General features: G+C 42.0%; 12 protein-coding genes and 1 riboswitch. Of the genes, 9 read left to right on the top strand and 3 right to left on the bottom strand.

The window, feature by feature from the left end; genetic code table 11:
* Positions 1–94: 94 nt before the first annotated feature.
* Complete coding sequence (locus H5181_RS12665) at positions 95–1,258, bottom strand: iron-containing alcohol dehydrogenase (RefSeq protein ID WP_182751196.1); 1,164 nt, start codon at positions 1,256–1,258, stop codon at positions 95–97.
* Between the two features lie 253 nt (positions 1,259–1,511).
* Between H5181_RS12665 and H5181_RS12660 the strand changes: the two genes are divergently transcribed.
* From H5181_RS12660 to H5181_RS12635, 6 genes are all read left to right on the top strand, one after another.
* Positions 1,512–2,381, top strand: coding sequence for an AraC family transcriptional regulator (locus H5181_RS12660; protein WP_123778649.1), 870 nt, complete (start codon positions 1,512–1,514; stop codon positions 2,379–2,381).
* A 67-nt stretch (positions 2,382–2,448) separates the two neighbouring features.
* The gene (yqfB, locus tag H5181_RS12655) at positions 2,449–2,778 is read left to right on the top strand and encodes a N(4)-acetylcytidine aminohydrolase (RefSeq protein ID WP_182751195.1); all 330 of its coding nucleotides are present in this window, start codon (positions 2,449–2,451) and stop codon (positions 2,776–2,778) included.
* 338 nt (positions 2,779–3,116) lie between these two features.
* Positions 3,117–4,454, top strand: a complete 1,338-nt coding sequence (locus tag H5181_RS12650; RefSeq protein ID WP_011635568.1) for a coproporphyrinogen III oxidase family protein — start codon at positions 3,117–3,119, stop codon at positions 4,452–4,454.
* An 88-nt stretch (positions 4,455–4,542) separates the two neighbouring features.
* Entirely contained in the window at positions 4,543–5,388 is an 846-nt protein-coding gene (locus tag H5181_RS12645) for a PfkB family carbohydrate kinase (protein ID WP_123884330.1), read from the top strand.
* 293 nt (positions 5,389–5,681) lie between these two features.
* Entirely contained in the window at positions 5,682–6,374 is a 693-nt protein-coding gene (locus H5181_RS12640) for an MOSC domain-containing protein (RefSeq protein ID WP_182751194.1), read from the top strand.
* A gap of 56 nt (positions 6,375–6,430) precedes the next feature.
* On the top strand, positions 6,431–6,790 hold the full coding sequence (locus H5181_RS12635) for a DUF4870 domain-containing protein (RefSeq protein ID WP_102036998.1): 360 nt from the start codon (positions 6,431–6,433) through the stop codon (positions 6,788–6,790).
* Between the two features lie 97 nt (positions 6,791–6,887).
* Here the strand turns inward: H5181_RS12635 and H5181_RS12630 are convergent, their stop codons facing one another.
* Together H5181_RS12630 and H5181_RS12625 are read right to left on the bottom strand one after the other, a co-directional pair.
* Positions 6,888–8,798 (bottom strand): methyl-accepting chemotaxis protein, encoded by a 1,911-nt coding sequence (locus H5181_RS12630; protein ID WP_182751193.1) that lies wholly within the window; start codon positions 8,796–8,798, stop codon positions 6,888–6,890.
* 218 nt (positions 8,799–9,016) lie between these two features.
* Positions 9,017–10,666, bottom strand: coding sequence for an electron transfer flavoprotein-ubiquinone oxidoreductase (locus H5181_RS12625; RefSeq protein WP_011635573.1), 1,650 nt, complete (start codon positions 10,664–10,666; stop codon positions 9,017–9,019).
* Between the two features lie 236 nt (positions 10,667–10,902).
* A riboswitch (molybdenum cofactor riboswitch) is annotated at positions 10,903–11,035 on the top strand.
* Between H5181_RS12625 and moaA the strand changes: the two genes are divergently transcribed.
* The 3 genes from moaA to moaD all read left to right on the top strand — a co-directional run bounded on the left by moaA (position 11,023) and on the right by moaD (position 12,879).
* Positions 11,023–12,003, top strand: a complete 981-nt coding sequence (gene moaA, locus H5181_RS12620) for a GTP 3',8-cyclase MoaA (RefSeq protein WP_041413268.1) — start codon at positions 11,023–11,025, stop codon at positions 12,001–12,003. It overlaps the preceding riboswitch by 13 nt.
* 86 nt (positions 12,004–12,089) lie before the next feature.
* Complete coding sequence (gene moaC, locus H5181_RS12615) at positions 12,090–12,566, top strand: cyclic pyranopterin monophosphate synthase MoaC (protein ID WP_182751192.1); 477 nt, start codon at positions 12,090–12,092, stop codon at positions 12,564–12,566.
* 64 nt (positions 12,567–12,630) lie between these two features.
* Positions 12,631–12,879, top strand: a complete 249-nt coding sequence (gene moaD / locus H5181_RS12610) for a molybdopterin synthase sulfur carrier subunit (RefSeq protein WP_011635576.1) — start codon at positions 12,631–12,633, stop codon at positions 12,877–12,879.

The raw sequence follows: 12,879 nt of genomic DNA, 5'->3' as shown, positions 1-12,879 counted from the left end.
TAACAATGATAACCATTGTTAAGCCCTTTTTTCGTATCAGATAGTCACTCAAGTCCACCGATGAATAAGTGCATCGTTTGGGTTATAAGAGCTATTACCACGCCATGTCTAAAATCTTACGGCTGGTGGCTAAATCGACTTTGCCGCTTTCAGACAGCGCTGTCATACCGTGAGCTTCTAAAGCATCTACTACTAGGCTAAGTTGTTCTTGCGTTACACCGTGATCGCGTAAACGTACCGGTAAACCCACTTGCTTGAAGAAAGCCTCTGTTTTATCAATGGCTTGATCTACACGGCTCGCTTCATCACCTTCAGTGATATCCCAAACACGTGCTGCGTATTGCACTAATTTAGCGTGCTTTTGCTCTTTCAACACACGCCATAATGATGGCAATACAACTGCTAATGTTTGTGCGTGGTCGATATGGAATAGTGCGGTTAGTTCATGACCAATCATGTGAGTAGACCAATCTAACGGCACGCCTGTGCCTATCATGCCATTTAAGGCAGATGTAGCACTCCACATTAAGTTGGCACGGGCATCATAGTTTGTTGGCTCTTCAACAGTGATTGGGCCAATTTCAATGAGGGTACGCATAATACCTTCTGCCATGCGGTCTTGTACGCGGGCATCAACTGGGTAAGTCGCATATTGCTCAAGCACATGCACAAACGCATCGACAACACCGTTGGCCACTTGAATTTTTGGTAAGCTGAAGGTTAATTCAGGATCAAGCATTGCAAATGTTGGGTAGACACATGGGTGGTTTACTGGGAACTTACCACCTTGATAACTGACCACTGCAAAGGCATTCATTTCTGAACCCGTAGCTGGCAGAGTAGCAATAACGCCAAGTGGAATAACTTTGTCATTCGCCACTGGAACTGGGGTGAAGCCGTGATGTAATAAGCTGGCTGTATCACCATCAAATTGAGTTGCAAGGGCGATAAACTTGGTGCCATCCATCACTGAACCGCCGCCAACAGCGAGTAAGAAGTCGATATTTTCTTTACGAGCAACTTCAACCGCTTTAATCAGTGTGTCGTACTTAGGGTTAGCTTCAATACCGCCAAATTCAAATACTGTTCGGTTACCTAATGCTGCTTTAACTTTATCTAGTGTGCCGAAACGTTGTACGCTGCCGCCACCGTAAGTGATTAATACTCTTGCATTTGCTGGGACAAGTTGGTCTAACTCTGCAATACGGTCTTTACCGAAAACAACATGAGTAGGGTTACGATAATCAAAATTAAGCATAATTGTTGCCTTTTGGTTTAGCATTGAAACAAATAAGTGGCTGATTGTGTATATAGATTATTTGTACACAACAGCAACGATAAATCATGTAGCTATGATAGCCCTTTGAGTCTAAATAAACATACACAGAACTGTCGTGTTCATGCCTATTCCTATCTTATTTGTGTTTATATGACTAGTTATTGATAATTTTAATACCTTTTACTGTTTTTTTGGTAATATCTGCGTCATGATTTGTTCTGAGGGGAAGAGTATGAATGAGATAGCAACATTAATGGCACAGCTTGCCCCAAAAGAAGGGGTCAATGATACTCACTTATCCGGCGTGCACGTGTTTCGTAGCTCACAATATGGTGCGCGCGGGCCAATGTGCTATTCACAAGGCGTGCTTATTGTTGGCCAAGGTAAAAAGCGGGTCTATTTAGATAATCAAACCTTTGAGTATGACCGTCAGCACTCATTAGTGATGACCGTGCCATTGCCAGTAGAATGTGAAACCTTTGCCAGCATTGAAGAACCTGTGCTGGTGTTGATGGTTGATATTGATTTAGTACAACTCAATTACATTATCCGTTTAATGGATGAGCATCATCAAATCCCTAAAGATTTAAACGAGTCACGCCAGAGTGGTTTTTTTGTTGCTGATAATACTGAAGATATGGATTGCAGTGTTATTCGGTTATTACAGGCATTGCAGTCGCCGTTAGAAGCAAAAGTAATGGGTGAAGCGTTAGTGCTTGAATTATTATATCGCTTGTTAGATTCACCAGATGCAGCACCACTTTATGCATTGTCGTTAAGTCATACCCGTTTATCGAGGGTAGAAAAAGCCCTTAACTACATTCATAAACATTATGGTGAGTCGGTTGAAGTAGACACACTAGCAAGCTTGGTGAATATGAGCCCGTCGGCATTCCATCGTAGCTTTAAAGAAGTCACTGCTTCATCACCAATACAATATTTAAAAAAGATTCGCCTCAATAAAGCCAAAGCGTTATTACAACTGCAGAATCTAAAAGTAAAAGAGGTATCAACTCAGGTGGGTTATGAAAGTACGGCTCAATTTAGCCGTGAGTTTAAACGCTACTTTGATCAAAGCCCTGGCGAGTGCGCTAGGTTATAATGCGAATTTGAGCTTAACTAATGTGCTCTTGATGGGCACTTTATAGTGTTAATGAAGGTTGCCACCGATGACTGCCCCTACGCAAATTACCTTTTTTGAGTTTTTAACGCCACTAGTTGCATCGGGGCTGAAGACGATAACCATTCGTGATGCCAGCGAAAATCATTATCGGCCCAGCAGCCAGGTTGAAGTGTTTACGCTCGAAAACCATATTAAGGTGTGCGATATCATTATTTTGGCTGTGGAGCCATTAGCATTTGATGATATTAATGAGTTTCATGCTACTCAAGAAAGCTTGCCATTGGTCGAGTTAAAACAGCTTATTCAAACGGTGTACCCTAATCAGCAAGCTCTGTTTATGATTTCATTTAAATTGGTTGATGCGTCATACTCGTGACTCTTTAATAAACGCTAGTTAATATTTCCAATGCTGTTTATTGTGTGCGTATCCGACTTTAGTTGTACGTGTAGCTTGCTGTGTGTTATCTATTTGTCTTTATTATTGTTTTATTCTCGTGATAATCCTTTCATCATTGCTCAACAGCAATGTCTAAAACATGATCTGCTTAACAAATGAGCGATGATAACCGTGCTAGTTTGCATATCTATTAGCTATCTCACATTTTAGCTATCTCTAAAGTGATATTTTGTTTTTCTGCTTATGGTATGCGTCTTTTATTAGCGCTTGTTATTCAATGGTTTTGCTCTCAGGGCTTCATTCAGTTAGGATTTTTTATGTCTTCAATTATTCAATCAGCCAGCCAAGAGTTGATTAAACCTTATCAATCTAATATTACCGTCCCCAATTGGATGATCAGCTCTATGGAGCGGGTGATGCAGTATTATGTTGATAAAAATTTACGTCTAGACACCATTTCTACAGACCGTATGCCTAAACCTGTTGAAGGCAAAAAGTACATGTTGTATGCCCACATTCCGTTTTGTCATACCTTGTGCTCATTTTGTACTTTTCACCGTTTTTTATTCCGCGAAGATAAAGCGCGCGAATACTTTGTCGCGCTGCGCAAAGAGATGCAAATGGCCAAAGATTTGGGCTATGAGTTTGAGTCTATGTACATTGGCGGCGGCACGACTACTGTGCTTGAAGACGAGTTAGCTCGTACCATCGAGCATGCAAAAAATCTGTTTCCTGGCATTAAAGAAGTGTCTTGTGAGTCTGATCCACAACATTTAGCCAGCCCTGAATTTAAGCAATTAAAAGGCCTAGTAGACAGAATGTCGATTGGGGTACAAAGCTTTGACGATGGCATTTTAAAAATGACCGATCGCTTAGACAAGTTTGGCTCTGGCCAACAAACCTTTGACCGCATTATGGCGGCAAAAGAATTGTTTCCGATCATCAATGTCGACCTCATTTTCGGTTTCCGTGGTCAAACGGATGAGATTATTCAGTCGGATCTTGAAATGGCTTCTAAGCTCGACCCTCGCCAAATTACCACGTATCCATTGATGATTACCCACCAGACCCGTAAAAGCGTTAAAGGTCAGTTAGCTGCACCTCATGGTGACATGGTGAATCAGTATCGACAGATTTTAAATCACTTGACGGGGCAATATACACAATTGTCGGCTTGGGCGTTTGGTAAAACCAATGATGAAGGTTTTGATGAGTATGTTATTGATTATGATGAATATCTCGGTGTCGGTTCTGGCTCGTTTAGTTTTTTAAATGACACCCTATACGTGAATACATTTTCACTGAAAAAATACCAACAACGTATTGCTGAAGGTCGTATGGCCGTTGAGCAACAGAAAAAATATCAATTAAAAGAAGTGATGCAATATCGCTTTTTATTAGGAATGTTTTCGGGGCGTTTATCGCGTAAATATTTCCGTGACACTTTTAACGTTAATTTAGACACTGCGTTGTTTAAAGAAATGACCTCAATGAAAGCCATGGGAGCCCTTAAAAATGACCCAGTTAATCCAGACGAATTGATCGTAACCGATAATGGCAAAATGTTGGGGTTGTTGATGATGAAGGAGTTTTACTCTGGTATGGACAATGTGCGCGCCCAATTACGACAACCACTTGGCGCAACTGATATGTAATCTTGTTTAGATTAGCAAAGGCCGTGATTATCACGGCCTTTTTGTTATACTCAAGGCTCTTTTTATCTACGTTTTTTAGGTGAGTTGCATGGCCAATATTCTTTTGCTTGCCAATATCAATTGTGATCGCATTTTAATGCTTGATAAGCCCTTACAAACGGGTGGTCGATTTCATTATCAGGATGGTGGATTGCGTTTAGGTGGCGGCGGCGCAAACACGGGATTAGGTTTAGTGTGGGCTCAACATAATGTTTCACTGGTAAGTGAAGTCGGTAGCGATGACATCGGCGACTGGATTTTAGCTAAAGCCAGTACCTTAGGGCTTGATTGTCGTTTAGTTCATCGTTTTGTTGGTAATACTTGTGAGATGTTACTGGTGATGACGCCTGATGGTGAACGAACCATTATTCGACCTCAGCGACCTATTTTTGAACTTCCTGCACCACCAGACTGGCAACATTGGGATGCTTTTTATATTAACTCTTCTGCCAAAGGCGCTGGTGCTTGGGCAGCTGATGCGATGGTGAGCAACCCTAACTGCAAAGTGATATCGCAATTAGCCAAGGATGAGCGTAATCGTCCTTGTCATGTGTTGATTGCGTCAATTACTGATATGCAAGGTCGTTGCAACCAGGATCCATGGCGATTTGCACAGGCTATTGCAGGCAATGCATTAGAATACTTTATTGTGACCGACGGCGACAAAGGGGCGATGGTGTACAGCGCTGCTGGAGAACAGCATGTGCCAGCAGTCATTGCCGATGTGGTTGATACTACGGGAGCAGGGGATGCTTATGCAGCAGGCGTTATTCATGGCCTATGCGAGCAAATGTCTATTACAGATGCGATGCATGAAGGTGCGTTGTGGGCATCATTTGCGGTAGCAACAAAAAGCTCGATTCCTGGTGAGGCACTTAAGCAGTATCTAGCCTAAACCCAATTTGGCTTAAGTGATGGTTTGCTGACGAACATTGTGTATCTGTTAAGTGTATGCGGATAAATCAAATAGTATTACTTTGTCATTTTAGTGTCATTGTTGGCCTTTATGATGAGCCCGTCTAAACAACTTTTATAGTGTCTAATGGTTCAGGCTATTCTCAGCTATTATTTTTGCTATATTATCTCCCATTTTATTTATAGCCTTACTCTTCCCCAGTAAGGCTTTTTTTTGTCTGAAAATTGGGTATATTGGCACTCTATAATCATGCTTAAGCAAGGGTATGCTGGATGAGTAAGCGATTGGTAAAGAGTATTTCTGGGCTGTATTTAGGTGACCAAGTGCAAATGCATAACGGTGTTGCCAGTTGTATTAACCAAAAACATGCTGCTAAGCAGTTGACCGTGCAATTTGACCACGTAATCGGCAATCGCGAGGCCGACCCTAAACATCACGGCGGCCTCGATAGGGTGTTGCATCATTTTCCGCGTGAGCATTATGGTCAATATCGCCGCTGGGATTTAATATCTACGTTTTGTGATGCCCCTTCAATGGGTGAAAATATCAGTACCGTTGGCCTTAATGAAGCACAGGTTAATATCGGTGACATCGTTCAAATTGGCGACGTGACTTTACAAGTGACTCAATCTCGCTCTCCTTGTTTTAAGCTCAATTTACAGTTTGGCCATCCTAAATTTGCCTTAGCCATGCAAGAAAGTCGTATGTGCGGTTGGTTTTATCGGGTGCTGTCTGAAGGTGACATTCGTCCGAGTGACAGTATTTTTCTGCTAGAAAGAAAATCGGATATCAGTGTGGCTAAAGCGATGCAGATTTATTTTTTAGCTGAATTTGATGCAGAACAATATCAGACATTGCTTGGGTGCGAAGGCTTAGCGCAAAGTTGGGTTAACTCATTACAACGCCGACTAGATCTGCAAAGTATAGAAGATTGGGCAATGCGCTTATATGGCAACGCCAGTTAATGCCTCCCAGTATGATAAGAACGATATGATAAAAATAACATGATAAGGAATATCAAATGACTGAACCGATAGACGACGTTAGCAAGCAAGCCAAAGATATGGGGTTATTGATCCATGCCGCCAGTTTTGCCGGTTACGTATTTCCGCTAGGAAGTGTTTTAGGCCCTTTAATTGTCTGGTTAATGAAGCGTGATGAATTTGAGTTTGCCAATCAATGCGGAAAGAACTGTCTTAATTTTAAATTGAGCTTAATGATATATGCCATGGTATCTGCAATATTAATTTTGATTGGTGTGGGAGTAATACTATTAGCCGCTCTAGCATTGCTTGATATTATTTGTACTATTATCGCTATTGTTAAAGCTAACGATGGCATAGCTTATCAATACCCGCTCACTATCCGGTTTATTAAGTAACCCGCACTACAAGAATGTCGTGATGGTCGAATAGAATGGCCATAAAAAAACGCCACTCAAATGAGTGGCGTTTTTGTTAAAGTGAGTTAACTACGGACTACACTTTAAAGCGAGCCACTAAGATATCAAGTCTACTGGCTAACTGATTCAATGATTTACTCGCATTTGCAGCCGCGTGAGCAGTATCTGCTGTTCGCTGAGTAATATCGTTGATTTCGGTCACATTACGATTAATGTCTTCAACCACAGTAGATTGCTCTTCTGTCGCAGCAGCCACTTGAATGTTCATATCGCTAATCAGTGCAATACGTTCGCTAATACCACTTAGCGACTGGCTTGCTTCATCGACAGCTGTAACACCTTCGTGTGAGCGGCTACGAGATTGCTCCATAGCGTTAACAGCACGACTAGTTTCTGATTGAAGTTTATCAATCATAGTTTGCACTTCGTTGGTCGACGCCGCAGTTCGAGAAGCTAAGTTACGCACTTCATCTGCAACGACAGCAAAGCCACGTCCTGCTTCTCCAGCACGAGCAGCTTCAATCGCGGCGTTAAGTGCCAGTAAGTTTGTTTGCTCTGAAATGGCACGGATAACATCTAAAATGCTGCCAATCGATTTAGTGTGAGTTGCAAGCGACTCAATCACTTCACCGACTTGCTCGACGTCTTTAGACAACTGATTGATAGTCGAACGTGCACGGGTTACAACTTTTTGACCATCAACTGATTCAGTATCTGCATCACGAGCGGTGACAGCTGCCTGAGCTGCATTGCTAGCAATTTCATTAACCGTGGCGCCCATTTCGTTAATAGCAGTAACAACCATGATGGTACGGTCTTTTTGTAACTGGCTATCAGCTAATGTTTGATTGGATTGGTTTGATACATCAAGTGCCGATAAACCTAGCTGCTCACTGGTTTTAGCAACTTCGACTACAGTATCTTGGATTTTGCTGATGAAGCTATTAAAGCCTCGGGCAAGCTGGGCAATTTCGTCATCACCATTAACCGGTAGTCTTTGGCGCAAATCACCTTCACCTTCACCAATGTTACGAAATAATTCGGCAATATGTGCAATAGGACGACTAACCGAACCAGCAACAGTAATCGAAATGGCAATAAATACCGCCGCGATGAGTATTGTCCATAGTAAGATCTGATAAGCCGATTTTTGTAGCAGGGCAAATACTTCTGCTTCAGGTACTTGAGCAACCAAGTACCAATCCATCGACTCAATGTAGCTACTGGCAATCAACATGTGTTGGCCATTAACATCGGCTTTGACTAAATTAAAGTTACTTTTATTTAACAATTGGTTAGTGTTGGCATTAGGGTACAAGTTGCTGAGTTTGCTTTTACCTATTTTGTTCGTATCTTGATGCAGTTTGACTTCACCTTTAGTATCAACTAAATATACAAACCCGCTGTCTTCAATTTTAAATGAAGCCAATAAATTAACCATATCATCTAACGATTTGGCTAGACTAACCATGCCACGACCATTGGGCTGTTGGTAACTAATAAAAAGTTTTACTTCACCATTGGCTTCGGTATAAACCGTCAACAAACGCTCTTTTTTACTATCGCGGTAGTCAAAAAACCAGCCATCTTGCTCTGGATTTAATATTCGCAAAAAACCATCCTGAGTATAGTAGGCCGCAGTTTCTTTGTCGGCGTAAGACGCTTGAACTAAATCGTATTGATTTTTCATGTCATTAAGTTCTGCGATAACGAGGTTTTCTTGGTCCGCCGGGCGACCATTTTGAAGCCATTCTAGCAACATTCGGCTATTCGCTAACTGTTCCGAAGCATTGATTAAACTACGGATTTCGAGGTCGACTTCATTGCGAATTTGCATGAGTAAGCTCGGCATTTCCGAGTTTAGCATCCGCTGCTCAACAACTTGCTTTGCACTTCGTTGACTTAATAATCCGACTAAGATCGTCGATAGCAATACAGCAACCGTCACGGTCAGTAATATTTTTTGTTTAATGGTAAGTGTATTCATCTACAACAGCCTCTAGGGAGTATCTCTATGGTATATCGGACACAATGGCAATAAATTGATAGTTATTTTGCTGTTAAGTTGATTCAATCAGCAAAATAGTCTTTTGGTGTAGGTTGTTTTGATTTTATGTGGGTAATGATAGTCGATAAAACAAAAAAAACGCACCTATATTTAAGTGCGTTTTATTGACTGTGCCAATATTTTAACGATTGGTTCGCTTACATATTTGGATAGTTTGGCCCGCCGCCGCCTTCTGGTGTGACCCAGGTAATGTTTTGGCTTGGGTCTTTAATGTCACAGGTCTTACAATGAATGCAATTTTGACCATTAATGACAAATTTTTTGTCACCGGCTTCTTCAACCACTTCATAAACACCGGCAGGACAGTAACGTTGCGCGGGTTCATCAAATTTAACTAAGTTTACCGATATTGGGATGCTTTGGTCTTTTAGATGTAAATGACACAGCTGATCTTCTTCATGAAAAGTATTCGACAGATATACCGACGATAACTTATCAAAACTCAACTTGCCGTCAGGTTTAGGATAGTCAATTTTATTGTAATCGCTCGCTAGCCCCATCGTGGCATAATCTGGAGTGGTGTCTCTAAAGGTCACCGGAAACTTACCACCAAACCAATTTTGGTCGATATAGTTAAAGGCGCCACCGAGTAGCGTACCAAACTTATGCATGGCAGGGCCAAAGTTGCGCGAGCTATAAAGCTCTTCATGAAGCCAGCTTTTTTCGAAACGGTCTTGGAAACAGTCAAGATCTTTGCCACCTTCTAGTCCGGCAATTAAGCCTTCACCTAAGGTTTTTGCTGCAATAATACCGCTCTTAATCGCTGTATGCGTGCCTTTGATTTTAGCAAAGTTAAGTGTGCCCGCATTACATCCAATAATTAAACCACCAGGGAAGCTCATTTTCGGTAGTGAGTTTAAACCACCTTTGGCAATGGCTCGTGCGCCATAAGATAATCGCTCTCCGCCCGTTAATGTTGCGGCAATTACAGGGTGAGTTTTATAGCGTTGAAATTCATCAAATGGGCTGAGATGAGGGTTTTTATAATTTAAGTCGATAATTAACCCTACAGCAACTTGGTTGTCTTCCATATGATATAGGAAGCCACCACCAGATGAGCCATTCACGAGTGGCCAACCACCAGTGTGAACCACTTTACCTTGCTGATGTTGTTCAGCAGGGATTTTCCAAATTTCTTTAAAGCCTAAGCCATAATGTTGTGGTGTTTTACCATTGTCTAAATGGTATTTTTGGATCAGTTGTTTACCTAGATGGCCACGACAGCCTTCTGAAAATACGGTGTATTTGGCATGTAATTCCATACCCGGCATATAGCTGTCTTTATGTTGACCATTTTCACCAACACCCATGTCACCGATTAAAATACCTTTAACACTGTTGTCTTCATTAAACAGTAATTCACTGGCTGCAAAACCAGGGAAAATCTCTACGCCCATGGCTTCGGCTCTGTTGGCTAACCAGCGGGCTAAGTTACCCACACTAATGATGTAGTTACCATCATTGTGCATGGTTTTAGGCACTAAGCTGTTGGGCATTAAGCGAGATTGTGTTTCTGAGTTAAGCAGGTAGATTTCGTCATGAGTGACTTTAGTGGTTAGCGGGATGTCTGAATCTCGCCAATCATTAAACAATTCGTCCAGTACATCAGGTTCGAATACCGCACCCGACAAAATATGAGCACCCACTTCAGAGCCTTTTTCTACCACACAAACGGTGATTTCTTTATCGGCATCTTTAGATATTTGCATTAAACGACAAGCGGTCGCTAAACCTGCAGGGCCAGCACCGACAATTACTACGTCGAACTCCATTGACTCGCGTTCCATCTTCTCACCTTTCAAAGTTTCCCGTTCATTGCGGGTTTATTGTTTTTTATAACGATTAAAATAAGTAAACGATCGTTTATCCTTTACTCACCTTACCGCAAAATGAACGTTTGTCACAGTGGCAAACACAATCTTGTTAGCGTGAGTCGAGTCACAAATAGTCAACGATATAGTCTTTCGATCCAAGATATTCACCTAAAGGGGTATTTGTATAGCGGTAATTAGGCCTATAATTGGGTCTGACGGTTCTCCGAGCTTTTTGCCCTACGTCAATGATATGGGCAGTTAGCCGTGGTAATTTTGCCACCGGGGTGAGTAAAGAAATGCACTCACCTCCCACACTTGGAAAGGTTAACATGTCCCAACTACAAGACAGCTTTGGTCGACGATTTCACTATTTGCGGATGTCAGTTACTGATGTTTGCAATTTCAAATGCACTTATTGTTTACCCGACGGATATCGTCCAGATGGTAAACCTACCTTCTTAACGCTCAACGAGATTGAAAATCTGGTTGCCGGTTTCGGTGAAGTAGGCACACAAAAAGTTCGTATCACTGGTGGCGAGCCCACTCTACGCAAGGATTTCACAGATATTGTGCGGATCGTTGCCGACAATCCTAATATTAATACCGTAGCGATGACCACCAATGGGTATCGTTTACAGCAGCATGCCAAAGAATGGTATGACGCAGGTTTACGACGTATTAATGTGTCAGTTGATAGCTTAGATCCTAAAATGTTTTACCAAATCACTGGCGAAAATAAATTCGACCAAGTGATGCGTGGCATTGAAGCGGCTCTTGAAGCGGGTTTTGAGCGAGTTAAAGTCAATGCCGTGTTGTTGAAAGGCTTAAACGACAAAGATTTACCGCGTTTTTTACAGTGGATTAAAAACACGCCTATTGATTTACGTTTTATTGAATTAATGGAAACTGGCTTAGGTCACGATTATTTCAATGCACATCATTTAGCGGGTGTAGACATTAAAAAACAACTTGAGCGAGAAGGCTGGTTATATGACTTGCCAAGTGTTGATGATGGTCCTGCGCAAAACTTCAGCCATGCAGATTATCAAGGTCGTATTGGATTAATTATGCCTTACGCAAAGAATTTCTGTGCCAGCTGTAACCGCTTACGAGTCTCTGCAAAGGGTAAATTGCATTTATGTTTGTTTACTGAAAATGGCGTCGATTTACGCGATTTAATACAAAACCCTTCGCAGCGAGATGAATTAATTAGCCGCTTACACGGTCAATTAGCGCAGAAAAAAGAAACCCACTTTTTACATCAAGGCATTACCGGTGTGACTCAACACCTCGCCTCTATTGGTGGTTAAGCCGTCATTGAGTTAAACCGACTGACGCGGCAATACTTGTGACGCTCAGTCGATGGACATTGAATTTGATTAAGGCAGTAAAAAGCATGAACAATCCTTTTACCCATATTAACGCCGATGGCAATGCCCATATGGTCGATGTGACTGAAAAAGCCGTCACCGAGCGCGAAGCCCGCGCTGAAGCTTTTATTGATATGGCACCAGATACCTTAGCCATGATCATGAATGGCAGCCATCACAAAGGCGATGTATTTGCTACCGCACGTATTGCCGGTATTCAAGCGGCAAAGAAAACATCTGATTTGATCCCATTATGTCATCCTTTGATGTTGACTAAGGTGGAAGTGGAGCTTGAAGCTCAGCCTGAGCATAACCGTGTGCGCATTACCAGTTTGTGTAAGTTGTCGGGTAAAACCGGTGTTGAAATGGAAGCGCTAACTGCAGCTTCTGTGGCAGCCTTAACCATTTACGACATGTGTAAAGCCGTACAAAAAGACATGATTATTTCTCAAGTTCGTTTGCTTGAAAAACGTGGCGGGAAATCTGGCCATTTTAAAGCCTAATCCGCCCATTATGAGCTAACGTACACCCAGTATATTTTATAAATAAATGCATTGAGAGACCACTATGATCCAAGTGTTATTTTTTGCGCAAATCCGTGAGCTATTAGGCACCGCTAAAGTCGAACATAGTGGCGATAATATTGATACTGCAGAAGCATTACGTGCAGCGCTTGCCGCTACTGATGATAAGTGGGCGAAAGTGTTGGCATCAGACAAATTGCTGGTGGCGATTAATCAAACCATGAGCCAGTGGGACTCACCGGTAAATGACGGCGATGAAGTGGCCTTTTTCCCTCCAGTCACAGGGGGATAA

The organism is Shewanella sp. SG44-2, assembly GCF_014164215.1.
GTDB lineage: Bacteria > Pseudomonadota > Gammaproteobacteria > Enterobacterales > Shewanellaceae > Shewanella > Shewanella frigidimarina.
Note: the sequence above shows the minus strand (reverse complement) of the source record. Positions and strands in the feature narration are given on the sequence as shown.

Coding starts and splice junctions, on each gene's coding strand:
- moaC (WP_182751192.1), top strand. CDS start 12,090: ATGAACAATCCTTTTACCCATATTAACGCCGATGGCAATGCCCATATG.
- moaA (WP_041413268.1), top strand. CDS start 11,023: ATGTCCCAACTACAAGACAGCTTTGGTCGACGATTTCACTATTTGCGG.
- moaD (WP_011635576.1), top strand. CDS start 12,631: ATGATCCAAGTGTTATTTTTTGCGCAAATCCGTGAGCTATTAGGCACC.
- H5181_RS12660 (WP_123778649.1), top strand. CDS start 1,512: ATGAATGAGATAGCAACATTAATGGCACAGCTTGCCCCAAAAGAAGGG.
- yqfB (WP_182751195.1), top strand. CDS start 2,449: ATGACTGCCCCTACGCAAATTACCTTTTTTGAGTTTTTAACGCCACTA.
- H5181_RS12635 (WP_102036998.1), top strand. CDS start 6,431: ATGACTGAACCGATAGACGACGTTAGCAAGCAAGCCAAAGATATGGGG.
- H5181_RS12640 (WP_182751194.1), top strand. CDS start 5,682: ATGAGTAAGCGATTGGTAAAGAGTATTTCTGGGCTGTATTTAGGTGAC.
- H5181_RS12630 (WP_182751193.1), bottom strand. CDS start 8,798: ATGAATACACTTACCATTAAACAAAAAATATTACTGACCGTGACGGTT.
- H5181_RS12650 (WP_011635568.1), top strand. CDS start 3,117: ATGTCTTCAATTATTCAATCAGCCAGCCAAGAGTTGATTAAACCTTAT.
- H5181_RS12665 (WP_182751196.1), bottom strand. CDS start 1,258: ATGCTTAATTTTGATTATCGTAACCCTACTCATGTTGTTTTCGGTAAA.
- H5181_RS12645 (WP_123884330.1), top strand. CDS start 4,543: ATGGCCAATATTCTTTTGCTTGCCAATATCAATTGTGATCGCATTTTA.
- H5181_RS12625 (WP_011635573.1), bottom strand. CDS start 10,666: ATGGAACGCGAGTCAATGGAGTTCGACGTAGTAATTGTCGGTGCTGGC.